The sequence below is a fragment of the Deinococcus aestuarii genome, from assembly GCF_018863415.1.
Taxonomy (GTDB): domain Bacteria; phylum Deinococcota; class Deinococci; order Deinococcales; family Deinococcaceae; genus Deinococcus; species Deinococcus aestuarii.
In genome coordinates this window covers 85,422-110,621 of the sequence record NZ_JAHKSN010000016.1, presented here as the reverse complement: position 1 = coordinate 110,621, position 25,200 = coordinate 85,422, and the positions used below count along the sequence as shown (strand labels likewise).

General features: G+C 68.4%; 20 protein-coding genes. 9 read left to right on the top strand and 11 right to left on the bottom strand.

Annotated elements, in window-relative coordinates:
• Nucleotides 1–130 precede the first annotated feature (130 nt).
• A complete protein-coding gene (locus tag IC605_RS17275; RefSeq protein ID WP_216327036.1) occupies nt 131–832 on the top strand; it encodes a glycosyltransferase family 4 protein in 702 nt (233 codons plus the stop codon).
• A gap of 332 nt (nt 833–1,164) precedes the next feature.
• A complete protein-coding gene (locus IC605_RS17270; protein ID WP_216327034.1) occupies nt 1,165–3,042 on the top strand; it encodes a DUF8189 domain-containing protein in 1,878 nt (625 codons plus the stop codon).
• 106 nt (nt 3,043–3,148) lie between these two features.
• Here IC605_RS17270 and IC605_RS17265 read toward each other — a convergent pair whose 3' ends face one another.
• Together IC605_RS17265 and IC605_RS17260 are read right to left on the bottom strand one after the other, a co-directional pair.
• The gene (locus tag IC605_RS17265) at nt 3,149–3,400 is read right to left on the bottom strand and encodes a hypothetical protein (protein ID WP_216327033.1); all 252 of its coding nucleotides are present in this window, start codon (nt 3,398–3,400) and stop codon (nt 3,149–3,151) included.
• A gap of 175 nt (nt 3,401–3,575) precedes the next feature.
• Nucleotides 3,576–5,510 (bottom strand): right-handed parallel beta-helix repeat-containing protein, encoded by a 1,935-nt coding sequence (locus IC605_RS17260; protein ID WP_216327032.1) that lies wholly within the window; start codon nt 5,508–5,510, stop codon nt 3,576–3,578.
• A gap of 917 nt (nt 5,511–6,427) precedes the next feature.
• Here IC605_RS17260 and IC605_RS17255 point away from each other — a divergent pair.
• The 3 genes from IC605_RS17255 (at nt 6,428) to IC605_RS17245 (ending at nt 10,082) form a co-directional block, all read left to right on the top strand.
• Entirely contained in the window at nt 6,428–7,606 is a 1,179-nt protein-coding gene (locus tag IC605_RS17255; RefSeq protein WP_216327031.1) for a glycosyltransferase, read from the top strand.
• A 42-nt stretch (nt 7,607–7,648) separates the two neighbouring features.
• The gene (locus IC605_RS17250) at nt 7,649–8,737 is read left to right on the top strand and encodes a glycosyltransferase (RefSeq protein WP_216327030.1); all 1,089 of its coding nucleotides are present in this window, start codon (nt 7,649–7,651) and stop codon (nt 8,735–8,737) included.
• Nucleotides 8,738–8,810: 73 nt separating this feature from the next.
• A complete protein-coding gene (locus IC605_RS17245; protein WP_343216651.1) occupies nt 8,811–10,082 on the top strand; it encodes a glycosyltransferase family 4 protein in 1,272 nt (423 codons plus the stop codon).
• A gap of 145 nt (nt 10,083–10,227) precedes the next feature.
• Here the strand turns inward: IC605_RS17245 and IC605_RS17240 are convergent, their stop codons facing one another.
• Together IC605_RS17240 and IC605_RS17235 are read right to left on the bottom strand one after the other, a co-directional pair.
• Nucleotides 10,228–11,193: an NAD-dependent epimerase/dehydratase family protein gene (locus IC605_RS17240; RefSeq protein ID WP_216327029.1), complete on the bottom strand. Its 966-nt coding sequence runs from the start codon at nt 11,191–11,193 to the stop codon at nt 10,228–10,230.
• Complete coding sequence (locus IC605_RS17235; RefSeq protein ID WP_216327027.1) at nt 11,190–12,566, bottom strand: UDP-glucose dehydrogenase family protein; 1,377 nt, start codon at nt 12,564–12,566, stop codon at nt 11,190–11,192. The genes IC605_RS17240 and IC605_RS17235 overlap by 4 nt, the downstream gene beginning before the upstream one ends.
• Before the next feature lie 503 nt (nt 12,567–13,069).
• Here IC605_RS17235 and IC605_RS17230 point away from each other — a divergent pair.
• From IC605_RS17230 to IC605_RS17220, 3 genes are read left to right on the top strand one after another with little or no spacing between them, the layout of a single operon-like run.
• Nucleotides 13,070–13,351, top strand: a complete 282-nt coding sequence (locus tag IC605_RS17230; protein ID WP_216327025.1) for a hypothetical protein — start codon at nt 13,070–13,072, stop codon at nt 13,349–13,351.
• Complete coding sequence (locus IC605_RS17225; RefSeq protein WP_216327021.1) at nt 13,348–14,313, top strand: tyrosine-type recombinase/integrase; 966 nt, start codon at nt 13,348–13,350, stop codon at nt 14,311–14,313. The genes IC605_RS17230 and IC605_RS17225 overlap by 4 nt, the downstream gene beginning before the upstream one ends.
• A gap of 17 nt (nt 14,314–14,330) precedes the next feature.
• Nucleotides 14,331–15,158 (top strand): nucleotidyltransferase domain-containing protein, encoded by an 828-nt coding sequence (locus tag IC605_RS17220; RefSeq protein WP_216327018.1) that lies wholly within the window; start codon nt 14,331–14,333, stop codon nt 15,156–15,158.
• Between the two features lie 108 nt (nt 15,159–15,266).
• On the opposite strand, the gene melA is transcribed toward IC605_RS17220, so the two are convergent.
• From melA to IC605_RS17190, 6 genes are all read right to left on the bottom strand, one after another.
• Nucleotides 15,267–16,610 carry an alpha-glucosidase/alpha-galactosidase gene (gene melA / locus IC605_RS17215; protein ID WP_216327015.1) on the bottom strand — a complete coding sequence of 448 codons (1,344 nt, stop codon included), beginning with the start codon at nt 16,608–16,610 and terminating at the stop codon, nt 15,267–15,269.
• A gap of 97 nt (nt 16,611–16,707) precedes the next feature.
• Nucleotides 16,708–18,018, bottom strand: a complete 1,311-nt coding sequence (locus tag IC605_RS17210) for an ABC transporter substrate-binding protein (RefSeq protein WP_216327013.1) — start codon at nt 18,016–18,018, stop codon at nt 16,708–16,710.
• Nucleotides 18,019–18,119: 101 nt separating this feature from the next.
• Entirely contained in the window at nt 18,120–19,040 is a 921-nt protein-coding gene (locus tag IC605_RS25420; protein WP_216327011.1) for a carbohydrate ABC transporter permease, read from the bottom strand.
• Nucleotides 19,041–19,064: 24 nt separating this feature from the next.
• Entirely contained in the window at nt 19,065–19,991 is a 927-nt protein-coding gene (locus IC605_RS17200) for a carbohydrate ABC transporter permease (protein ID WP_216327009.1), read from the bottom strand.
• Nucleotides 19,992–20,002: 11 nt separating this feature from the next.
• Nucleotides 20,003–21,016: a LacI family DNA-binding transcriptional regulator gene (locus IC605_RS17195; protein WP_216327008.1), complete on the bottom strand. Its 1,014-nt coding sequence runs from the start codon at nt 21,014–21,016 to the stop codon at nt 20,003–20,005.
• A 139-nt stretch (nt 21,017–21,155) separates the two neighbouring features.
• Entirely contained in the window at nt 21,156–21,938 is a 783-nt protein-coding gene (locus tag IC605_RS17190; RefSeq protein ID WP_216327006.1) for a hypothetical protein, read from the bottom strand.
• A 135-nt stretch (nt 21,939–22,073) separates the two neighbouring features.
• Between IC605_RS17190 and IC605_RS17185 the strand changes: the two genes are divergently transcribed.
• Nucleotides 22,074–24,062, top strand: a complete 1,989-nt coding sequence (locus IC605_RS17185) for a GMC family oxidoreductase (protein WP_216327003.1) — start codon at nt 22,074–22,076, stop codon at nt 24,060–24,062.
• 20 nt (nt 24,063–24,082) lie between these two features.
• Here the strand turns inward: IC605_RS17185 and IC605_RS17180 are convergent, their stop codons facing one another.
• Nucleotides 24,083–25,150, bottom strand: coding sequence for a GGDEF domain-containing protein (locus IC605_RS17180; protein ID WP_216327000.1), 1,068 nt, complete (start codon nt 25,148–25,150; stop codon nt 24,083–24,085).
• Nucleotides 25,151–25,200: the final 50 nt, after the last annotated feature.

The window sequence follows — 25,200 nt, the reverse complement described above, 5'->3', positions numbered from 1 at the left end:
CGGCCCGCAGGCAACAGCGGCTCAAGGCGCTTAAACTGCTTCCGGGTCAGGTCACTCGGGTATGTTTTGCGTTTCACACCTCAAAACTGCCGCAGGACCTGACCCTTTTCAAACACCCTCTAAGGGGGCGATGACCGACTGGATGCGGCTCGAACGGGACGTTTACCAGGGCGCGGCGCGGCTTTTTCCCTGGAGCGACTTCACGGCCCGTTCCCTCATCGAGGACTATGGCTGTGACCCCGCCCGGGTCGTCCGCGTCGGGGCGGGCACCAACCTGATGGCCCCGACGCTGGAGCACAAGAGGTACGACACGCAAGTCGCCCTCTTCGTCGGCTTCGACTTCGAGCGCAAAGGGGGACTGGACGTCCTGCGGGCCTTTCAGGAGGTGCGGGGACAGCTTCCAGAGGCGGAGCTCTGGATCGTGGGTCCTCGTCTGCCCAAGGCGCCCCCCCAGCCCGGTGTGCGCTGGATCGGACGGGTGAGCGACCGGGCGGCGCTCGCCGACCTCTACGCTCAGGCGCGGCTTTTCGTGATGCCGTCTTTTGAGCCCTGGGGCCACGTTTTCTGCGAGGCGATGGGCCACGGTCTGCCGTGCGTCGCGCTCAACGTCGGTCCTGCCTCCGAGATCGTGCAGCAGGGCCGCACCGGCCTGCTCGTGGAACAGGGCTCACCCCCGGCGCTGGCGGCAGCCATGTTGCGACTTCTGCGCGACCCCGGACTGGCCGAGGAACTCGGGCATCACGCCTATGAGCGGGTGCGTGAGCAGTTCACCTGGGAGCGCGTCGTGGACCGAATGCTGCCGCACTTGCAGGGCATGGCACAGGGTCAGTAAGGGAGCACAACGTGGGCGGACTGGGCCCCCACCTCCCCCCATCGACCGGAATTTGTGAAGTATTTACATGAGTTGGCAGTTAGCCTAGAGTGAGTCATCGGGTAAGCGATGAGGCCACCCCCACCGTCGGTCACCAGCGGGGGCGGAAGAGCGAGTGGTGAGACCGGACCCGGAAACGTTGTTTTCCTCCGGGAGGTATTCTGCCCATGTCTCGTTTCCCGCTCCTGGCTGCGCCGCTGGTCACTGCTCTGCTGTTGAATGCTTGTAGCAACCCGGCCGACGTGCCCTCCGCTGCCCCCCACAATGCGGCGGAGGGGGGCCTGTCGGCCTATATGCCGGCCAAGTCGACCTCCAACTTCGAGATCAACTCCCTGCCCTTCGTGAAGTCGCTCAGCTTCGCGCCCGACCTGTGCAACGACGCCCAGGACGTCTTTATCGCCGCTCACCAGGACGACGACCTGCTGTTCATGAACCCGGACATCGCCACGGCGATCTCGCAGAACCACTGCGTCGTCACGGTATTCCTGACGGCTGGGGACAACGAGTACGGAACCCAGCAGTACGGCCTGGATTACCAGCAGTACTGGCGCAGCCGCGAGGACGGCGAGCGTGACGCCTACGCCCGGATGGCCGGGGTGCCGAACACCTGGACCCAGCAGATCTACACCTTCGGGGGCAAGGCGATCCGGACCTCGGTGTTGCAGGGCAACCCCCGGGTGCGCCTGATGTTCCTGAGGCTGCGGGAAAGCAGCAGCAGCGGTGTGACCATGCGCGCCCTTTGGGACAGCACCAATTCCTCCCTCTCTGCCCCCGCCCTCGACAACTCGAACACCTTCACCCGTCAGGAAGTCCTCAACGTCCTGACGAACGTGCTCACCGTCTCGGAGGCCAAGTACGTTCATATTCAGGACACGGCCCCCGTGGTTTACGGCAACAGGGTCGAGCACCCCGACCACATCGCCGCCGGGCGCTTCGGCGAGGCGGCCGACAAGGCCTATGCGGCCCCTCACGTCACCGTGCAGTACCGAGACTACAACATCGGCGTAGAGCCGCAGAACGTGACGACAGAGCAGTTCAACACCAAGGCGAACCTCTTCAAGACGTACGCGGCCTACGACCCGATCATCTGCCCTCCGAGCGGTGGGGTCACCTGCGTCGCGCAGGGTCAGTCGGGCGAGTTCTACCTCGAGTGGAGCAAACGTCAGTACTTCCATGTCGACGTGAACCAGGGCGGCACGGTCGCCCGTCTCTCCGACGGCCGCCTGGTCGCTTTCGTGATCGGCGACCGCAGCAGCAGTCCCCTCAAGATGATGCAGACGGCTCCGGGAGGTCCGACCTGGAGCGCGTGGGAGGATTTGAGGGGGAATTACCCGGCTCCCCCCACAGTCGTTAACATGGCAGACGGTCGCCTCGCGGCCTTCGAACGCAGCAATGGTGGCCGGGTGATGGTGAAGACCGAGGTGAGCAGCGGCGGGGCCTGGGGCGACTGGATCAACCTGGGAGGCGTTGTCTCCTCCGTCCCGGTGGCGGCCCGGCAGGCGGGCGGCGCCCTGAGCGTCTTCGTTCGCGGCAACGACGGCCAGATCTACCTCAAGTCGCAGGTCGCGCCAAATGGGAACTGGGGCAATTGGGTGGGCATCGGCGGGCCGAAGGTCACCTCGAACCCGGCCGTCGCCCTCGACACCTCTGGACGCCTGGTGCTCTTCGTCCGCGCCAATGACGGGGCGATCTACACCGTCTCGCAGACGGCGGCCAATGGCAGCTGGGGAGCCTGGCAGTCACTCGGCGGGACTTTCGGGGCCGACACGCACCCCGTGGTCGGGCAGGACCAGGACGGGCGTTTGGAGGTGTTCGTGCGCGGCACTGACGGCAAGCTCTACCACCGCTGGCAGACGTACGGGGGGGGCTGGGGAGGCTGGAGCAGACTCGGGGAGGTGCAGTTTACCGGATCTCCGGCGGTGGCGAGCAACCCGGACGGCACCATCGTCGTGTCCGTGCGCAGTGTCGGTGGTGTCGTGCAGAGCGTTCGGCAGAGCAGCCCGAACGGGGGTTGGCTGGACTGGAGTAACCTCGGCGGCTCCTTCGTCGCCTTGGTTGGGGCGCAGCCGGACTCGGCGGGACGGGTGACGACCCTGGCGCGCGGCACAGACAACATCATCTATCGCAGAACCCAGGGGGATACAACCTGGACGGCGTTGCGGGCGCCCTGAGCGTGGCCCGCGAGGCGCCCGCTCCCTCGTGGGGTCGGGCGCTTCGCCGTCGAGGCCGCCGTCTGGCCTGGGGCATGAGTCCCGATGCGGGTGACCGGATCTGGGGTTACCTACTCCCCTCGCCCAGACCAGCCTGTGGGCTCTCGACTGGCTGACCACGGCCCTGCCTGTAGTAATCAGCGACAGTCGCCATAAACTGCTCGGGATTGTAGGCCGCCCCCTCGTTCTCGGTGTAGGTTGCTTCCCTGGTCTCGACCAGGGCGTAACGGTCACCGTCCTCCACGACGGCGCGGGTGCGCTGGCTGGGGTCGTCCGAGGTATAGATCACGAGGTCGTCGTGTCGGGTCTGCTTCAACATGAATCCTCCCTGGAGCCCAGCTTGCCGGGCACTTGGGAGCCGACGTGCGGGCCACCGTTCAATTTCAAGGCTTGCCCAAGAGAGGGGCCAACCATAAGTCGCACCGAAAGCGTCCCGCCTTTTCCGACAAAATCGGGGAGCGGGACGCTTAGGCGGGGCGGAAGGTTGGTGTTCCTCAGCGGCACTTCGAGGCGACGTTGGTGCCCGTATTGCCCGAGCAGATGTAGCCGGCGTTGAGGTGAGTGATGGGGTCCTTAAGACTGCCGAAGGCGTTGCCCAAGAAGCTGTTGCCCGTGTTCGATGAGGCCTCGCTGTACACGCCTGCGTCACCGCCCGCGAAGGTGTTGCCCTGAAAGAGGGTGTTCCTCACGCCGCTGGCGAGCAGGGCCACGATGCCGTTCGACCCGTCGAAGACGTTGCTCAGCACCTGTGTGCCGGTGGTGTTGTTATTGAACACCAGTGCCAGCCGCCCGCTGCGGGTCACCCGGTTCCCTCTCAGGACGGTCGACGTCGTGTTCAGGCGGACTCCGTCGTACGCATTGTCCACGACGTTGTTTTCGATGGTGATGTTATTGGGGACGGCGGCGCCCATATACGGCTCCAGCGTGATGCCGTCCTCGAAGCCGCAGGGGGGCTGTACCTGGCCGAAGGTGCCAATGTAGGTATTCCCCCGGATCGCCCCGCCCAGCACGCTCCCGAGCTTGAGGCCCGACCCGCACACATCGGGGGCACCGGTAAAGCCGCTCACCGTGTTCCCTTCGATGACGCCGTTCGAGACGGTGGGAACGTAGAACCCCCGGTCCTGAAGTGGCATGATTTTGATGCCGTCGCGCCGGTAGCCCGTCACCGTATTCTTGCGGTAGACGACGTTCGAGGCCCCCTCGGTCTTCGTGGCGGTGTTGGCTATGTTCTTGATGGTGTTGCCCTCGATGACGTACCCCTCGCCGAGTGTGCCCATGATCCCGATGCCTTGGGTGGTCCGCGCCGTTGAGGACGTGAGGAGCCCCGTCACCGTGTTGTTCAAGTACTTCTGGGTGGTGCTCTCGTTGCCCCAGATGCCGTGCGCACCTACCGCGAAAACCGTATTGCCCTGCACGGTCGTCCGTGTGGCCTTTTCGACGCGGATGGCGGTGCCCGCCACGCGGCTGACCGTGTTGTTCTCGACGGTCGTGTCGCTGCCACCGCTGATCCAGATGCCGTCCTGCCAGGGGGTGGAGAGGCCGTCACCGGTATTTTTCCCCGTCACGCTCAACCCGCTGACCCTCACGTTGACTGGGTTCACGAACATCAGCAGCGCGGCGGTGTCCGGCATAGTTGACTTGGCGAGGATCGTGGCACCCTGGCCGGCCACCGTCACGCCGTTCAGGTCGGAGAAGGTGATCTGGGCTCCAATCAGGTATCTCCCGGCCGGGAAGAGCAGAGACTTCTTGCTCCCGGCGGCCTTCTGGAGCGCCGCTGTATCGTCGGTGACGCCGTCGCCCTTGGCACCGAAGGTTCTCACATCTACCGCACCGGCGGGCACGGTCGTCGTGGGTGTGGTCGGCGCTGTGGTAGGGGTCGTCGTGGGCGTGCTCGGCGTGGTGGTCGCACTCGTCACCGGGTCGATCATCAGGTAGTCCACAACAGCGTTGCGGTCGGTGGCGGACGAACCGCCGTAGGCGTCGTTGGTGAACACGACATCCAGAACGTCTCCCGGCTTGAGCACATAGTTCCCGAAGGTGTAGGTGCTATACGACGCGGAGGAGAGTTCCTGGGTGCCGATCCCTGTGCCGCCGCTCCTCAACGCCACAATGGGGTTTCCGTTGTAATTCACCCCACGACCCCGTACCCGCACCGTATACGTACCCGCCGTGAAGCTCGTGGGCACCGTGAACCGCACGGCGCTGTTCGTGGAGTGCAGCATCATGGCCTTGCCGCCGCTGGCCGCCGCGTCGTCGAACACGTAGCCGTTGGTGATGCTGCCGGTCTCGACATTGGCCTGAGGGGCCAGAACGTCCGCCACCACCGTGCCCGCCTCCGCCTCCAACTGCAACCCCGCCGATGGTTGAATGGCTGGGGGGGGCGTGGTGCCGCATCCCACCATCAGCGCCAACGTCGTAAAAGCCAACACCCTTTGAGCAAGGGGTGAAGGAAATTTCATGAGTTTCATACTTAGGGACGATACATGAGCGTTTTTTTAAGCTCTATTAGCTTCTGCACAGGAAAGTATTAAGGTGATGATGTAGTTCACGTGGGACCTTTGTGACGAATCTGTCAGTGAAGTGTCAGGAAACGAACAGGCCTGCCTGAATTTGTAAGAGTTTTGTCGGACTTCACTGCTTAGTGGACTGCTCCGGGGCCGGTCTGGGAACGGTCGAAACAACGCTCCTCGGCGGCGTTGGCGTCTTCTCACAGGTGTATGAGATCGAAGCCCTCCGAGCCCTCGACTCACCGACTCGGGACAGCGCAGTCAGACCGTCGCGCCTGCGGGTGAAGTGATGGGAAAGACGATGTGGAGACGACGGTCGCTTCCCTCCCAGAGGACAGCCGTCGAAGGTTCTTACAGAAACCTCTCCGTTTAGTCTTCTGCGGATGGCGCCGCGGTGGCACCGGTCCAAGGTGGGGCGGCCGGGCGCACGGTGAGACACGGAGGGTGAGCCCTGTTGTCAGGTCCAGGAGGTCTTCCCAGAGGTGCGTGCGCAACCGTTGATCAGGTCTGGACAGCGGTTGCGCATGTGGGGGGTGATCTTTCTATACAGCGGCAAAAGCACAACACTGCGCAGGAGGCCGTCCTCTCCTGACCAACCCCTGGGGTGGGTGTCTGGAAGTATTCCCACCCACCACTGCTTCGCTCGCGGCCCTGGAGGTACAGCATCCGAGATTTTGAACCCATCGACACCGCCAGGAACCGAGGTCGGCCCGGCTCTCGGTGCGGCCAGGAAGGCTGGTCCGGCGCGGCGGTATTGGCGAAAGCCCTCTTTCCACCCACGGTGGCTGCGGCCCCCAGGAGAATTGCATGAACGGTTCCCGCTCCATCTGGAAGCGCCGATGACCCGCCCGCTGCGCCTGATGGCGGTCTTGCCCGGCCTCGCGCCCGGCGGCGCCGAGGTACAGCTCGCCCAACTGCTGCACGAGTTGCCGCGCGAGGAGTTCGAGTGCGAGCTCGTCACGCTCTTCAGTGCAAGGCTTGACCCCGACCTGGAGCGCCGTCTGGGGGTGAGTGAACTGCCCCTGCGTGACCTGGCGGTCGCTCCCCTGGCCTCCAAGGAACAGGGCGTGCTGCACGCGGCAGGCAATCTTCGGCGGGCCCGCCCGCTGCTGGAGGCGCGCATCCGCGAATTCCGCCCCGATATCGTCTACACCCGGCTGTGGTACGCGGGCCTGACGGTGGCGAGTTTGCCCCGCCGGGGACGCTTCGTGCATGTCGCCAACGAGGAAAACGCCCTCGCCAATCTGGATGACCGCGGCCGGGTCAAGCGGCTCCTGCGCCGCTACGTGATTGCGCAGGCCGACGCCTGGGTGGTGCCGACCCAGGGCCTCTTCGCCGAGTTCGTGCGAGGGGGGGCGCGGGCGAACCGTGGCACGGTGGTGTACAACGGCACCGCCATCCCCCCGCTTCCTACCCCCCGCGCCCTCTCGGCTCCGGCCCGCTTTGCGGCGATGGGTCGCCTGGTGCCCGGCAAGGGTTTCGACCGCCTCTTGCGGACCGCCCGGCTCGCGCGGCAGGGCGGCGCCGACTTCCGGGTAGACGTGGCGGGGGAGGGTCCCGAGCGGGGCGCACTCGAAGCCCTCGCCCGCGAACTCGGTGTAGAGGACGTGGTGCGCTTCGTGGGGTACGTCCACGACCCACACGCGTTCCTGGCGGGGCACGACGGCTTTTTGCTCACCTCCCGCGCCGAGGGTTTTGCGAACGTGCTCGTGGAGGCGATGGCGTGCCGCCTGCCCGTCGTGGCGATGGACATCAATTACGGTCCGAACGAGATCGTCGTGCCCGGCGAGACGGGCTTTCTCGTGCCCGACGGGGACCTCGCGGGCTTCGCGGCGCGGCTGAACGAGCTCGTCGCCGACCCGGCGCTTCGCACGCGGATGGGCGACGCTGGGAGGGCCCGCGCCGAGACGGTGTTTTCCACGGCGCACATGACCGCGCACTTCCGCGACGTATTCTTCCGCGCGGCGGGATGGGCGCGACAGGGAGGGGAAAACGCACATGTCTGGCATTCCTGGTAAGCAAGAGCAGCAAAGCTCCGCAGGCCTATCGGCGGTGGGGGCGTGACGCCTCCCCGGGTCCTGTGGGTCGCCACTGCGGCGCGGGGCGGTATCGCCGGGTACGTCGCCGCGCTGCGGTCCACCCCGCTTTTTACCCGCTGGCAAGTCGAGACGGTCGCCACCCACGACGAAGGCCCGGCCCGGCGCTGGCTCGCCCTCTTCGCCTCGGGCACGGCCCGCCTCGTATGGCGCTGTGTCACGGCCCGCCCGCAGATCGTGCACCTGCACTCGGCGGCGTACGGCAGCTTCGCCCGCAAGGGGCTGCTGCTGTGGATAGCCGGGGCGGTCTTTCGCGTCCCCACGATCTTGCACCTGCACGCGGGGGAGTTCGCGGACTTCTACTCGCGCTGTCCGCGTCCCGTGCGGCCTCTCGTGCGCGCCACCCTGGCCCGCGCCAACCGGGTGGTTACCCTCTCGCCCCACCTGGCCCGCGCTGTGACGGCCATCGCGCCGGGGGCGCGGGTGACCTCCGTGCCCAACGGTGTGGCCATTGGCGCCGCGCCGCGCCGCACCGAACGCCCCCCCCGAGTGCTGTTCCTGGGACTCCTCATTGAGCGTAAGAATCCTCTTGGGCTGCTGCGTGCCTGGGCGCAGATCGAGCGTCCGCCGGGGGCGCGGCTCCTCCTGGCGGGGGACGGTCCACTGCGGCCCGCCGCGGAAGCCCTCGTCACCGAGCTGGGGCTCACGGACAGTGTGGAGCTTCTCGGCTGGGTGGACCCGGAGCAGGGACCGCGGCTGCTGGAGGAGGTAGACGTGCTCGTCTTGCCCTCCTTTTTCGAGGGCCAGCCCCTTGCCCTGATGGAGGGGATGGCGCGCGGCGTGACGCCCGTCAGCACCAGTGTGGGCGGCATCCCCGATTTGATCGAGGACGGGGTGAGCGGCCGTCTGGTGCCGCCCGGCGATGAGGCGGCCCTTGCCGGGGCACTCGGCGCGGTGCTCGCCGACCCCGCGCTGTGCCGGCGGATGGGAGACGCGGCTTACGAGCGGGCCCGGCAGGAATTTAACATTGAGCACACCTGGCGTCGCCTTGACGCCCTGTACCGCGAACTCGCCCCCCAAACCGGGAGACTCGATCCCGTGGAGGTCATATGAACGTAGCTGCTTACGGTTCCGGCAAGCCGGAGGTCCGGTCACAAGTTCAGAACCCGAACGCAGAGGTCATGTCGTGAGCGCCCGTGGAGGACGGGGCAACGCCGGGCGCCGGGTCCTGATCATCGTGGAGAACTTGCCGGTGCCCTTCGACCGGCGGGTGTGGATGGAGGCGACGACCCTGCGCGACGCGGGCTACTCGGTCTCTGTCATCTGTCCGGTCGGGCGGGAGCACACGGCGCCCTTCGAGGTCATCGACGGCATCGCCGTCTACCGCCACCCGCAGCCGCCCGAAGGGCACCGGGGGCTCGACTTCGTGCGCGAATACGCCGTGGCGCTCGCGCATGAGATGCGGCTGGCGTGGCGGGTGCGGCGCGAGCGGGGCTTCGACGTCATCCACGCCTGCAACCCGCCGGATTTGATCTTCCTCGTCGCGCTCCCCTTCAAGCTGTTGTTCGGCACCCGCTTCATCTTCGACCAGCACGACGTGAACCCGGAGGTCTACCTCGCCAAGTTCGGGCGGCGCGACCTGCCTTACCGGGGCCTGCTCATCGCCGAGCGCCTGACGTACGCCCTCGCCGACGTGGTGATCTCCACGAACGAGTCGTTCAAGCGGCTGGCGTTGCGCCGGGGTGGTAAGCGCCCGGAGGACGTCTTCGTCGTGCGCAGCGGCCCGCGCCTCGACCGCTTCCGGCCGCGCCCCGGTGGGGAGCACCACCGGGCGGGCTTCCGGTACCTCGTGGGATATGTTGGTGTGATCGGCGCTCAAGATGGACTCGACTACCTGCTGCGCGTCGCGCGGCTCATCGTGGACTCGGGCCGCACCGACATCAAGTTCATGATCATTGGCGGCGGCACCTCGCTGGAGGAGCTGCGCGTCATGTGCACCAGAATGGGACTCGACCCCTACGTGGAGTTCACCGGCATGGTGACCGACCAGGCCGAGCTTCTTGAACGGTTGACCGCCTGTGACCTGTGTGTGGGACCCGATCCAAAGAACCCAATGAATGACATCTCCACGATGAACAAGGTGTTGGAGTACATGGCGCTCGGCAAACCCATCGTGCAGTTCGACCTCACCGAGGGACGCTATTCGGCAGGCGACGCGTCCGTGTACGCCCGTCCCAACGAGGAGACGGACTTCGCCGCGAAGATTCTCGACCTTCTCGCTGACCCCAAACGCCGGGCCCGCATGGGAGAGATCGGGCAGGAGCGGATGCGCCGCGCCCTCTCCTGGGAGTACCAGGTTCCCCAACTGGAAGCCGCCTACGCCCGCGCCCTGAGCAAACGCCAGCCCGGCCGGCCAGGTCAGGCCCCCGTCGGCGAGAGGAAGCCTCCCGCCACCTGAGGATTCGCCCGGACCGCCGTGGACCCCGCGTAGTTCACGGCGGGATCTCCCAGGGCCGGGGCGGTGGACGACCTGAATCTCAGATCACCCACCGCCCCGGCCCTGTTCAGTGAAAACTTTATCCTCCGCCTTGACCCTTCGTGTCTTACGCCGAAGTCCGCTCACCCGTTTGGGCCAACCAAGTGGCGAATTCGCGCACGCCTTTTGAGAACTTCTGGGTGGGGGCATAACCGAAGAGGGCATTGGCCTTCTCGACACTCGCCCAGGTCTGGGGCACATCGCCGGGCTGCTCGGGGAGCCACTCGATCTTGGCCTGCACGCCCAGCGCCTCCTCCAACCCCTGGATCATCTCCAGCAGGCTCACCGTCTGGTTGTTCCCCAGGTTGATCACCTCATACCGGCTGCCGTCGTACTCCATGCTCGCCCGCACCCCCTGGATGATGTCGTCGATGTACGTGTAGTCGCGCCGGGTGCCGCCGTCCCCGAACACGGGAAGGGGTTTGCCCTCCAGCATCAGTCGCGCGAACTTGTGGATCGCCAGGTCCGGGCGCTGCCTCGGCCCATACACCGTGAAGAAGCGCAGCCCCACGAAGCGGATACCGTACAGGTGGCTATACACGTGCCCCAGCAACTCGCCGCTGACCTTGGTGCTGGCGTAGGGGCTGATGGGCTGGAGCACAGGGTCGTCTTCCCGCCACGGCACATTCGGGTTCACTCCATAGACGCTGCTGCTTGACGCGAACACGAATTGTCCTACCCCCCACTCGCGCGCCAGTTCGAGCAGATTCTGGGTGCCGCGCACGTTGACGTCCTGATAGCCGAGGGGGTCTTCGATGCTCGGTCTGACCCCTGCGCGGGCGGCGAGGTGGACGATCACGTCGTACGCGCCGCTCAGCGCCGCGCGCATGGCGTCCAGATCACGGAGGTCAAATTCGTGTAGCCGGTAGTTGGGGTGGGCACGGTGGGCGGCGATGTTCTGCTCTTTGATCCGCCGAGGGTAGAAGGGATCGAAGTTGTCCACCACACAAACCTGCCAGCCCTCGGCGAGCAGACGGTCCACGAGATGCGAGCCGATGAACCCGGCGCCGCCCGTCACCAGGGCCCGTTTCACCGGCCGACCCCCACGTAGGTGAATCCGGCGGCGCGCAAGGCCGCCGGATTCAGGACGTTACGGCCGTCCACCACCACTGGCGTGCGCATCCGGGTGGCCAGCACCGCCCAGTCCAGCGTCTGAAATTCCTCCCACTCGGTGGCGATCAGCACGGCATCAGCCCCCTCCAACGCCTCCTGTGCCGTGTAGGCCCAGTCCACCTCCATGTCCGGCAATGCCCGTTGAGCAGCGTCGAGCGCCACCGGGTCATACGCCCGCAGATGCACGTCACACTCCAGCAGCATCCGCAGCACGTCCATGCCCGCCGAGTCGCGCACGTCGTCGGTACCGGGCTTGAAGGCCAGCCCCAGCACCGCCACCGTCCGCCCGCGCAGCACCTTGAGGGTGCGCTGGAGCTTCTCGACCATCAGTTTCCGCTGCCGTGCGTTCACGTCGCGGGCCGCCTGGATGATCGGCATGGTGTAGCCGTACTCGGCGGCCACCGCCTGCAACGCCTGGGTGTCCTTGGGAAAGCAGCTTCCCCCCCACCCCAGCCCGGCTTGCAGGAAGCGCGACCCGATCCGGGTATCCAGCCCCATGCCACGGGCGACCTCGGTCACGTCCGCCCCGACGCGCTCGCACAGCCCGGCAATCTCGTTGATGAAGCTGATCTTGGTGGCGAGGAAGGCGTTGGCCGCGTATTTGATCATCTCCGCACTCGTCGTGTCGGTGGTGACCAGCGGCGGGAGAGGAAAAGCAGAGGGGCGGGGGAGACCGGGGGGCGGCGTGAAGGTCTGTTCAAGCAGCGGACGGTAAAGCTGGCGCAAGACAGTGGTGGCGTGGTCATCAGCCGTGCCGACGACGATGCGGTCGGGGTAGAAGGTGTCGTAGAGGGCCATGCCCTCGCGCAGGAACTCGGGGTTGGAGGCAAAGCTCACGTGGGCCTGGACCTGCCGCTCGCGCAGCACCCGGGCGATCACCGAGGCGACGCGCTGATTACTGCCGATGGGCACGGTGGACTTGACGACGACCACCAGCCGCTGTCCCTCGGTCAGGTGCTGGGCGATCTCGCGGGCGACGGCCTCGACATAGCGGGTGTCGGCCTCGCCGTTGGGCTTGGGTGGCGTGCCGACCGCGATGATGGCGACGTCGGCACCCTGGAGGCCCTCACTCAGGTGAGTGGTGAAGCGCAGCTGCTCGCCGGAGGCCCTCAGCAGGTCTTCGAGATGCACCTCGTGGATGGGGCTGCGACCTTCCCGGAGCATCTGGACCTTGCCGGGGTCCTGGTCGACGCCGACGACGGTATGGCCCAGGTGGGCCAGGGCGACCCCGGTGGTCAGGCCCACGTAGCCCGTGCCCACGATGGCAACCTGTAAAGCGGAAGAATTTTGCATGTCATGACTCCTGTGCCAAGGCAACGGGGAAAGGAGAAAGGAGCAAGCGGCTCCACGAAAGGTCGAGAATGAGGGGTTCAGCCGGTTTCCAGGAGCAAGTCGTTGGAGATCTGCCAATTCTTGCGTGCAGCCGTGCCCTCGTGTTGCCCAGCCCGAGAGGCTGAGTCAGACCCCGCGCTCCGCGGAGGGGCTCTGGTCGAACTTCTCGCAAGGTGAAGCTTAAGAGAAACGGTCGATGAATGCTGCACCTCCAGGAACTCGGCGGAAGATGGAAGAAAGGTTCCTGAACACCCTGGCCCAGGAACGCCGCCGAGAGTGGCGGGGCTTCCCAGCAGTGTTGGGCTTTTCGTGTCGGATGGAAAGGCCACCCCCACATGCACAACCGCTGTCCAAACCTGATCAACGGTTGCGCACCCGGGAAGCCAGTTCTAGAAACCGCTTGATTTCGCACTAATCCGACTTAGTGTCAATCTCGATGAAAATGAGGTAGGGTAGACGCGCTGATGCCGACCGCCCGCCACCTCTTTCAACCGCTCGCCGACTCCCGGGAGTTACCGGAACTTGAGCGCACCCTGTGGCAGGCGAGGCGCTGGGTGCAGGCAGGAGAGTGCTCGGCGTGGAGGTATGTGCAGTCTATCGTTCCTGAGCAGGAAGCGGCCGCTTACGACGACGTGCTCTTTTTCAGTGAGCGCGAGCAGTACGTCTGCCGGGGTGTGATCGTCGAGGCGATGGGTGACGAGGATCATCTCGTGCTCGCCCTGCGCTTGGTGGAGGCTCCCGGGTGACCCTGGTCCGTTCCCGTGACACCCTCGCGCTGACCGACCTCACCGACCGGGCGCTGCGCGTGCGGGCGGTTGAGGCGGCGAGCACCTACGACGCGGCGGCGCTCGTCGCCCTGACGCACGCCTACATGCTCGGGGCCAGCCGCAAGGGTGCGCGCACCAGCCGCCGGACGCTGGACGCCTACGCCCTCGCCGTGCGGGACTTCGTGCCGTGGGCGCGGGACGGCGGCGTAAGCCTGCTGCGACCGGGGCGGCGCGACGGTGGCCGGTACGTCGCGTGGCTCCAGACGCGAGCGTCCCAGGGCAACGGCAAGACGGGCCGCCTCTCCCCCTCAACCGTCGCCCAGTATGTCGCCGGGGCGCGGGCGCTGTACCGGGCGCTGCGCTGGGCCGGGGCCACCGACGCCCAGCCCTTCGAGGACGCGCACGTTCCCCCCGACCCCACCCCCGGCATCGTCCGGAATCCGCCGTACGGGCCCGAGGTGGACGCGGCCTTGGAGCACTGCGAGCCCTGGCTGGCCGCGCTGCTCCTGTTGTGCGCCCACGCGGGGCTGCGGGTGGGCGAGGCGCTGGGCCTGCTCGGCGGCGACCTCTCGCCCGGCCCCTCCCAGCCGGCCCGGGTCACCGTCCGGGGCAAGGGCGGGCGGGTGCGGACCGTGCCGCTGGGCCGGCGGGTGCGGGCGGCCCTCGCGGCGCTGCCCCCCCCCGCGCCGGACGCCCGCCTCTTCGAGTGGACCTACGGGCAGGCGACCTACCGCATGGGCAAGGCCTTTCGCGCCGCCGGGCACGGGGCCACCTGGCGCGGCTTCCACGCGGCCCGCAAGCACTCGGGCACCCGGCTCTACCGGGCGACGAGGGATTTTACCCGGGTGGGCCTCTTCCTCGGGCACGCCAGCGTGGACACCACCCGCCGTTACGTCGCCGTGCCCGAGGACGACGTGACGAATGAGGTCGAGGACTTCTGATCGGGAGACAATGGGGAATGACCACACACGACCGCCCCGCCCGCATCGCCGCCGAGTACGCCGCCCTCCCCGAAGTCCTCGCCGTTGCGCTGGGCGGTTCCCGCGCCGCCGGAAACCGGGACGAGCACTCCGACCTCGACCTGTACGTCTACAGCCGGGAGGAGGTGCCCCTCGCCGCCCGCCGCGCCATCGCCGGGCGGCGGGGCACCCACGCCGAGGTGGACAACCGCTGGTGGGAACCCGGCGACGAGTGGCTGGAACGTGAAGGCGGCCTGCACGTCGACGTGATGTTCCGCCGCGCCGCCGACTTCGAGAGGCACCTCACCGCCCTGCTGGAGCGGCACGAGGCGAGGCTGGGCTACACGACGGCGCTGTGGCACAACCTCCTCACCTCCGAGGTGCTCTTCGACCGGGAGGGCTGGCTCGCGGACCTCAAACGGCGGGCCGACCAGCCCTACCCGGACGGGCTGGCGCGGGCGGTCATCGTCCTCAACTTCCCCCTCCTGCGCGGGGCGTTCGGCGCCTACCCCAACCAGATCGCGCTCGCCGTGCGGCGGGGGGACCTCGTGGCCGTCAACCACCGCCTGACGGAGTTCCTGGCCTCCTCTTTCGACGTGCTCTTCGCCCTGAACCGGACGCCGCACCCCGGCGAGAAGCGCCTGCTCACCCTCGCCGCCCGGTTGCCGCTCGTGCCCGAGGACCTGACAGGGCAGGTCGAACGGCTGCTCGCCTTTACCCCGGCGACGCTGGGCGAGGTGCCGGGCCAGGTCGAGCGGATGGTGGACGGCCTCGTCCGGCTGCTGGAGGAACGCGGGGAACTCCCGGCCGCCCGGGGGGCGGAGTGAGGATCGGGGGCGAAGGAGCCTCCGCCCCTTCGCCCCGCCCTCCTCGCGTCCGGTCCGCGGGAGGTCCGGCGCGGGGAGCCGGGAGGCCCGCCCGCCGCCCCCTGCCCCTCAGTCCGCCGCCAGCCCTCCCCGCAGCTCCTCGGGCACCCAGTCGCCGTGCTCGGCGAGGAGGTCGTCCACCAGGGCCCAGATCTGGTCGAGGTCGAGTTCGGCGGCGGTGTGCGGGTCGAGCATCGCCGCGTGGTAGATGTGCTCGCGGTTGCCGGTGACGAGGGCCTCGACCGTCAGGGCCTGCACGTTGATGTTCGTCTGCATCAGGGCGGCGAGTTGCGGGGGAATCCGCCCGATCCGCGTGGGCTGGATGCCCTGACGGTCCACCAGGCACGGCACCTCGACGCTGCACTCGTCGGGCAGGTTGGCGATCAGCTTGCCCGCGCCGACCACCGGGCTGTTCATCACGTTCCCGTACACCACGCGCGGCTGCCCGGTCACCATGCTGTGGATGATCAGCGAGCCGTACTCCACGGAGCGGTGAACCTCCAACGGGGCGCCCGGGTCTTGCAACTTCGTCCGCAGTGCCTCCCAGCCGCCGATCTGCGCCTCACAGCGCCGGGGGTACTCGTCCAGCGGCACGTTGAACCGCTCCACGAGGTCCTCGCGCCCCCGCTTGATGAAGTACGGCACGTACTCCGAGAAGTGCTCGCTCGACTCGGTGACGAAGTAGCCCAGCCGCCGCAGCATCTCGTAGCGCACGCGGTTCCACGCGGGCACCTGCCCCGACTCGGCCAGCTCCATCAGCCGGGGGTAGAGGTCCTGGCCCCTGTGCTCGAACTTGAGGTAAAAGGCCATGTGGTTGATCCCCGCGCAGAGGTAGTCGATCTCCTCGACGGGGATGCCCAGGTCGTCCGCTAATTCGCCCGCCGTGTGCTGCACCGAGTGGCACAGGCCGACCGTCCTGATGCTGGTCTGCCGCGCGAGGCCCCAGATGTTCATCGCCATCGGGTTGACGTAGTTCAGGTGCAGCGTGTCCGGGCACAGCCGCTCCATGTCCCGGCTCATGTCGAGCAGCACGGGCACGGTCCGCAGCGCCCGCATGATCCCGCCGACCCCCAGCGTGTCCGCGATGGTCTGCCGCAGCCCGTAGCGCTTCGGCACCTCGAAGTCGGTCACGGTGGCGGGCTTGTAGCCGCCTACCTGGATCATGTTGATCACGAAGTCGGCCCCGTCGAGCGCCCGCTCGCGGTCGGTGGTGGCGGTGACGGTGGGCCGCGCGCCGAGCGTCTGCGCCACCCGCCCGGCGACCTGCTCGGTCACGTCGAGGCGTTCCTGGTTGATGTCGAACAGCCGCACGTCGGCGCCCGCGAGTTCGGGAAAGCCGAGGATGTCGCCCAGCAGGTTCTTGGCGAAGACGGTGCTGCCCGCACCGATCATGGCAATTTTGGGAGAAGTCATGGAAACACCTTAAGGGAAGGGAGGGAGCTTTGAACGTTCTATTTCGTGGGGGTGAAGAGGGGTTCCCAGCCGTCACCGGGAACCCCCTTCACGGGCCTTACTTGAACAGCGCGTTGACCTTGGCGTTGGCGTCCTTGAAGACGTCCGCCGCCTTGGCCTGGCCGAGGAAGACCTTTTGCATGGTGCTCGTCATGATGTCGTTGACCTGCGCGGCGGCGTCGGTGATCGGGAAGAGGAAGGTGCCGCCCTTGGCCTTGGCCTGGTTCACGAAGACGCTGGAGTCCACGCCCCGGGCCTTCTGCGCAGCCACCGCCAGATTCGTGGCCGAGGGGATGGCCGGGAAGACCACGCCGGTGCGCCCGACGACGTTCTGGCACTCGGCGGAGGCGAGGTACTTGACCCACTTCCACGCGGCGTCCTGGTTCTTGGAGCCCACCCAGATGGAGTCCGCGAGCCCGTTGAACATGCTCTTGCGGGTGCCGTCCGGGCCCTTGGGCAGCGGCGCGATCCCGACCTTGAAGGGCAGCTTCGAGGTGTAGTCGCTGATCATCCACGAGCCGTTGGTCACCATCGCCGCCTTGCCCGCGCGGAAGAGCGAGTCGCCGCCGCTCGCCTGCACCTCCTGGAAGCTCGGGATCAGGCCCTGCTTGAGGTTCAGGTCGGCGAGCCACTGGATCGACTGCGCGAACCGGGGGTCGTCGTAATTGTACTTCGTGCTGAACGGACCATTGTTGTGCTTCCAGCCCGTCGTGGCGGTGTAAAAGGCCCACTCGGTCTGGCCGTTGAAGCCCGCGCCGTAGGGAGTCATGTAGCCGTACTGGGCGACCTGCTTCTTGTTGAACTTGGGCGAGAGCCCGTTGTTCCCCCCCTTGTCAAAGGTCAGCCGGGCGATGGTCCGCTGCCAGGTGCCGCCGTCCTTGGAGTTCCAGGTCAGGTTGGCGAGGTCACTGGGCTTCAGGCCCGCCTTCTGCAAGAGGTCGGCGTTGTAGAAGATCGCCACCGTGTCGAAGTCCTTGGGCAGCCCGTAGCGCTTGCCGTCCTTGGTCCAGAGCTGGGCCAGCCCGGGGTAGTAGATGTTCGTCGCCACCTTGTCGCGGGCAATCAGCGGGTTGATGTCCACGAGCTGGTTGTTGCGGGCGAACTCGGGGAAGTACGCGAGGTGGTTGGTGAACACGTCGGGCGCCGTGCCCGAGACGAAGCCGGTGGTCAGCCCCGTCCAGTAGTCGCCCCAGCCCTTCTGGGTGATCTTGACGGTGATGTCGGGGTTTTTCTTGGTGAAGTTCGCCGCGCACTGCTGGTAGGCGGGCTGCTGGTTGGAGTCCCACAGCCAGTACTGCAGCGTCGTGGCCGCACTTGCGGTGCCGGAGAGGGCGGTCAGGGCGGCGGTCAGGGTCAGGAGCTTTTGCATGGTCTTTCCCTCCAGGGGGACGGGGTGGGAGGCGGAAGGGCGCGGGGCGGACGGGGAGGGCGGAGGGGGTGGGGAGCGGGTGCCGGTCACCTCTGCCTTCCCTACTTCGTGCCGCTGAAGGCGAGCGACTCCACCACGCGGCGGCCCAGCACGATCAGCAGCAAGAAGACCGGGACGGCCGCGATGAAGGTGCCCGCCATCAGGCCGGTCCAGTCGGGCACGCCCTGGGGGGTCTGCGACTTGAAGACCTGGAGCGCGACGGGCAGGGTAAAGGACGCCTCGTCCTTGGCGATCAGGAAGGGCCAGAAGAACTCGTTCCACATGCCGATGGTCGTCAGGATGGCGAGCGTGGCGATGGGGCCCTGGCTCATGGGCAGCGTGATGCGCCAGAAGATCGTGAAGGGCCCGGCCCCGTCGAGGAAGGCCGCCTCCTCGGTTTCCCTGGGCAGCGACAGGAAGAACTGGCGCAGGAAGAACACCGCGAAAGGGGTCATCAGGATGAAGGGCGCGATCATGCCCGGCAGGGTGTTGAGCAGGCCCAAGTTCTTGATCGTGATGAAATTGGGGATGAACAGCACGATCCCGGGGATCATCATGGCGATCAGGAACAGGGTGAAGATCGCGTCCCGCCCGGGAAAGCGCAGCCGCGCGAAGGCGTAGGCGGCCATCGCCGAGAAAAAGGTCTGCCCGACCACGATCAGCCCGGTGAAGATCACGCTGTTTTTCATGGCGTTCAGGAAGTTGACGGCGCTGCCCGAGCCGCCCGCCGCCTGGGCCTCTTCCAGGCTGACCAGCCCCAGCACGCGCTGGAAGTTGATGAGCGTCGGTTCGCTGGGCCACAGCGACGTGGCCTCGGTGAAGATATTGCGACTGCCGGTCAGCGCCGTCTTGAACACGATCCAGATCGGGAAGATCGAGATCAGGATCACGAGGGCGAGCGCCAGGTAGGCGAGCAGTCGTCCGAAGGGAAAGGGTCGGCGGGGGCGGTGAGGGGCCGTCTGGGTTGTCGGTACGGTGGTCACTGGGGTCTCCTTTCCCTGTGAAGTTCAGTCGAGGTCCGACTCGTTGGCGCGCAAGAGGCGCATCTGCACCAGCGTGAACAGGATCAGGAGGGCGAACAAGATCATGCTCATCGCGGTCGCGTACCCCATCCGGAAGAAGCCGAAGGCGTTTTGGTAGATGTAGTACACGAGCACCTTCGTCGCGTCCGCCGGACCGCCCTGGGTCGTGACGGCCACCGTGTCGAAGATCTGGAAGGAGCCAATCACCGAGGTCACGAGCACGAACACCGTCACCGGGCGCAACAGGGGCAGGGTGATCTTCCAGAAGGTGTTCGCCTCGCTCGACCCGTCGATGGCCGCCGCCTCGTACACCGTGCGCGGAATGGCCTGGAGCCCCGCGTAAAAGAGCAGCGCATTAAAGCCCATGTGCTTCCAGACGTTCACCAGGGCGATGGTCGGGATCGCCTGCTCGGCCGAGTTGAAAAAGGGCTGCTTGCCCAGGGGCGTCGCGTCGAGCCACTGGTTCACGATCCCGAGCAGCGGGTCGAGCATCCACAGGAAGATCATCGCCACGAGCACGTTCGAGAGCAGGTACGGCACGATCAGCAGGCCCTTGACGAACATGCTCCTGACCAGCCGGTCCATCGCCACCGCGAGCACCAGCGAGAGCAGCGTCTGGATGGGGATGTTCCACACCACGTACTTCAGGGTGATCCCCAGCGCCGACCAGAACTTGGGATCGCGGATCGCCTCGTTGTAGTTGGCGAGGCCCACCGCCTCGGGCGCGCTCAGGAGGTTCCAGTTGGTGAAGCTGATCTGGATGCCGCGCAGCGCCGGGTAGAGGTAAAAGACCAGGAAGCCGATGATCGCCGGGAGGATGAAGAGATAGCCCACCACCCACTCGGGCGACCGGCGCCGGGTGGGGGCCCTGGCCGGGACGACGAGGGATTCCGTCTGGACGGGAACAGTCATACGAACCTCCGTTACGCGGATTCGCGCTGGACGAGGGTGACGGGAAGCCGGTGGTCGGGCGCCTCCCCCGGAGAGCCCTGGCCTTCCAGCCGGCCGAGCAGGCGCCGCACGGCGAGGCGGGCCATCTCGCCGTGCGGGAGGTGCAGCGTCGTCAGGCTGGGCGCGGTGTAGCGGGCGAACTCGAAGTCGTCAAAGCCGCTGACCGCCACCTCCTCCGGCACCCGCACGCCGAGCTGGCGCGCCGCGTACAGCGCCCCGGCCCCCATCCGGTCGTTGCCGCACAGCACCGCGTCGGGGCGGTCTCCCCCCGTCCACAGGCGGCGGAAGGCGAGTTCGCCCGCCTCGGCGGTCCAGGGCCCCGCCTCGATGCGGTGCCGGACCCCCTGTGCCCGGGCGGCGGCGAGAAATCCCTCCCGGCGCAGCACCGCGCTGCTGCCGAAATCGTCTCCCGGAATGACGAGCGCGAGGTCCCGGCGGCCCCGCGAGACGTGGTACGCGACGAGTTCGGTCATCCCCCCCACGTAGTCGGCCGTCACCGAGGGCAACACCCCGTCCGGGTCGGCGCGGTCGAACAGCACCGTGGGAATGCCCCACCCCGCCAGCGTCCGCATCCATTCCACCGGCAGGGTGGTGCTCACCACCACCACGCCCCCGAAGCTGCGCCCCATGTAGGCGGTGCGCAGGGCGCCCAGCCCCTCGGGCCGCTCGCCTTGCAACATCGCCGTCGTGATGGAATACCCCCGCGCGTTCGCCTCGGCGATAAAGGCCGACTGCACCAGGTTGCGGTAGGGATCGGAGATGTCGTCCGCCGCGTGCCCGTAAAACGCGCAGCACAGGGTCGTCACCCGCGACTCGCGCAGCGCCTTGGCGGCGGCGTTCGGGTGGTAGTCGAGGTCACGGATGGCGGCGAGCACACGCTCCCGGGTCGCCGGGCGGATGGACGGGTGGTCGTTGAGCACGTTGGACACGGTTTGATGCGAGACGCCCGCCTGCGCGGCGACATCCCGGAGCGTCGCTCGGGTCATCACACCCCCTCGGATTGCTGATTTGAACGTTCAAAAAGAATGTGACAGGTTTCTGTAAGATTGTCAACGCCCCGCGCGTCCCGTTGGGCAGGGTTCAAAACCGGCGCCGCCTTCCCCGCGAGCAGGGACCGACCCCAGCCTACCCCCCGCGCCGGGCGGCCCACTCGCCCCGCCGCCGCCTCGCCTGCCGCTGGGCCGCCGCCCAAAAGGCCTGTTCCGCCTCGACCAGCCCCGCCGCCTCGCCCGCCTCCCGGGAAGGGGCCGCACCCCCGGCCCGGTGGTCGGTGACCTCCAGGCGGGCGAGCAGCGAGGGTCCGGGCCCGGCGCGGTCTAGCCGCAGGGCGGCGGCGAGCACGCCCCCCTCCCCGCTTCCCGAGGCCCGCCGCACGAGGGCGGCGTAGCCGTGCGAAAGGGCCTGGAGGTCGGCCACGCTCGGCGCGTAGACCCAGGGGCCGAACTCGCCGAGCAGGCTGAGAAAACCGCTCCACTCCGTCTCGAAGACGGCGGCGAGGGCGTCGGGTGTCCCGCTCACGCCGGCCAGCCACGGGCGGGCCCGCAGGAGGTCGGGGGCGAGCGTCCGCTCCCGCGCGAGCTGCCCGCCGAGGTCGCGCGCCCGCGACGGCCGCGACACGTCGTGCAGCTCGACGAGGTGGGTGAGCCTGCCCCGCGCGGCGGCCGTCAGCCGCACGCTCCGGGGCGAGGGCACGCCGAGCAGGGCCCAGGCGAGGCGCGTCAGGTGGGCGGACTCCAGTTCGAGGCCCTGCCCGCGCAGCGCCCCGTCCAGCCCGGCGAGCGAGGGGGCCGGGTCGGTCCGCAACCGGGTCACCACCTCCAGCGCCGCCTCGCTCCCCAGCGCCCGGCCCTGTGCCCGGAGGGTGTGCTGGAGGAGGTGCGCCTGGGTGCTCAGAACGTTCGTGTCCATCCGTCTCCCTGGGGTGGCCGGGGGCTGGGCCTTCCTCCCCGCCTGGGCTAGAGTACAGGGGTCTTTCAACCCAGTTCAGGTGGCGCGGCGCCTCTCCCCCACGCGGGGGGTCGCCCCCTATCCCGGAGGATGCCCATGACCCAGCTCCACCCGCCCCTCGACGACACCGCCCGGCGCACCCTCCTCGCCCTGGTGGACACCTTCGTGCCCGCCGTCGAGCGCGAGGACGACCCCCACGCCTTTTTCGCCACCCCCGGCAGCGCCACCGGCGCCCACCTCGCGGCGGAAGCGTTCATCGGCGGTCTCCCGGCGCAGGAACAGGCCGGACTCGCCGGACTCCTCCACGCCCTCGCCGGGGCGGGCCTGACCCCGGAGGCGCCCCAGGCCGTGCGGGAGGCCGTGCTGCGCGCCGTCTCCGCCAGCGGTCCCGGGGCGGCGGGCGGGGTCGCGGCCCTGCGGCGCCTGTGCCTGATGATGAGCTACGCGCTGACCGGCCCGGACACCCCCAACCCCTTCTGGCGGCAGTTCGGCTACGCGGGGCCCACCTTCACGGGGGCGGCCACCGAGCGCGACCTCCCCACCGTGGGGCCGGGAGACGGCGACACGCTGGAGGCCGACGTGGTGGTCGTCGGCTCGGGGGCGGGCGGCGGCGTGATCGCAGGGGAACTCGCGGGACGGGGCCTGGACGTGATCGTGCTGGAGGCGGGTGCTCAGTTCGCGGACGCGGAACTCGGCCGGTCCGAGCTGTGGGCCTACCAGAACCTCTACTGGCGCGGCGGCTTTACCCCCACCGCCGACGGCAACGTCTCCATCATCGCCGGGCGCACCCTGGGCGGCGGCACGACGGTTAACTGGATGAACTGCGTCCGCACCCCGGAGGAAGTCCGCCGCGAGTGGGCCGGGCTGGGTATGAAGGGGCTCGACGGCCCCGACTTCGATGCCGACCTGGGCGCGGTGATGACCCGCATCGGGGCGAACGACGGGGGCAGCGAGTACAACGGCACCCACCTGCGGATGATGGAGGGTGCCGAAAGACTCGGCTACCGGGCGAAAAAGGCCTTCCGCAACGCCGACCCCGCCCGGCACGACCCCCGGCACGCCGGGCACATCGGCTTCGGCGACGCGACCGGGAGCAAGCAGAGCACCCTCAAGACGTACCTCAGGGACGCGGTGGCGGTGGGCGCGCGGATCGTGGAGCGCGCGACCGCGGACCGCATCCTCACGGAGGGGGGCCGGGCGGCGGGCGTGGCGGTCACCGTCGTGGGGGAGGACGGCTCCCGCCGGGTCACCGTCCGCGCTCCCCAGGTCGTCGTCGCCTGCGGGGCGCTGGAGACCCCGGCGCTGCTCCTGCGCTCGGGGCTGGGCGGCCCGGCGGCGGGAGACTACCTGCGGCTGCATCCCTGCGGGGCGCTGACGGGCCTGTTCGGCGAGGACCAGCGCAACTGGTGGGGTGCGGCACAGGCCGCCATCGTGGACGAGTTCGGGGGCCGCACGGACGGGTACGGCTACCTCGTGGAGACCACCCAGTACACGACCGGGCTGCACGCGGCGTCGGCGATCTGGGAGAGCGGTGAGGCCCACAAGGAGCTGATGAGCGGCCACAGCCGCAGCGTCACCCTGATCCACCTCACCCGCGACCGGGGCCACGGGCGGGTCACGCTGGACGAGCACGGCCAGGCGCGGGTCACCTACGCCGTCACCGACCCCGTGGACGTGGAGAACTACTGGCACGGCCAGGGCACGGTGGCGCGGTTGCTGGAGGCGGCGGGAGCGCAGGCGATCTTCCCCCTTTCGGAGAGCGCGCGGCCCTGGCACCGGGGCGAGGACCTCGGCGCCTTTCTCGCCGAGCTGCGCACCCAGCCCATCGGGCACGGCGGGCACGCGGTCTTCAGCGCGCACCAGATGGGCACGGCGCGGCTGGGCCTGGACCCGGCCACGAGCGCGGCCACCCCGGAGGGCGAACTCCACGACACCCCCGGCGTCTGGATCGGCGACACGAGCGCCTTCCCGACCTCCTCCGGGGCGAACCCGATGATCACCTGCATGGCGCTCGCCCGCCGCACGGCCCGCTTCGTGGCGCAGGCGGCGGCGCGGCGCGGCGCGGGCGCTCTGAGCGCGGACTGAGCCCTCCCCTCCCCCGGTCCTCACCCCGGGGCCGGGCCGAAATCCAGCCCCCAACGGGTGCCCGCCCGGTCGATGCAGCCCCGCTTGGCCCGGTACATCCGCTGGTCGGCGCGGCGCAGCCACGCGCTCAGGGTCTCGCCCGCCCGGGCCCGGGCCGCCCCGGCGTTCAGGCACACCGGGCCCACCCCGGGGGGCCAGCGGGCCTCCCGGAAGGCCGCGTCCAGCCCGGCAAGCCGCCTGCCCACCTCCGCCCGGTCTCCCCCCACCAGCAGGGCAAATTCGTCGCCCCCCAGCCGGAAGGCCGACCCCGGCGGCAGCGCACGCCCCAGGACCCCGGCGACGGTGGTCAGCACCTCGTCGCCCACGTCGTGCCCGAAGGTGTCGTTGATGCCCTTGAAGCGCTCGATGTCCACGAGCACGAGCGTGGTCGGCTCCTCCCCGGGGTGGGGACCCGTCAGGGCCCGCTCGGCCCGCGCCCCGAAGGCGCGCCGGTTGGGCAGGCCGGTCAGGGGGTCGGTGAGGGTGGCCTGTTCGAGCTGGGCGTGCCAGCGGGCGTTTTCCAGCGCGATGGCGACGTGCTGCCCCAGCAGCTCCAAAAACAGCAGGTCGGTCTCGTCGAAGGCGTGCACCCGGTAACTCTGGATCGAGAGCACCCCCACCCGCTCCCCCCCGATCTCCAGGGGCACGAGCAGCAGCGCGTGGACGCTCTCCGGATCATCCTCGGTCTCCCGCACGTCGAGCACGACCTCCTCGGCACTCCGCACCCGCCGCACCCGCACGGGGTGGGCGCCGAGGTACGCGGTGAGATCGGGAATCGACTGCGGGCCGTGGCGCAGCGCCTGCTCGACGAGGCCCTCCCCGTAAAAGGGCAGGCGGCTCGTCGTGTGCTGCTGGCCCTCGTACAGCTCCCAGACCCACTCGTCCGGGGAGGCGAGCAGCGCCAGCAGGGTCACGTGGGTCGAAAAGAGCGTCTGCGCCTGGCGGTGAACCGTCCGGACGACCGCCTCCACGTCCCGGCTGCTGCGGGCGAGGGCGGCCAGCGCCTCCACGAGCTGGTGGTACCGCGCGAACCGGGCCGGGGTTGACATAGCTGGCCCCAGCCTGCCCCCCCGCCCCTCTCACCGCTCTGACAGCCGGG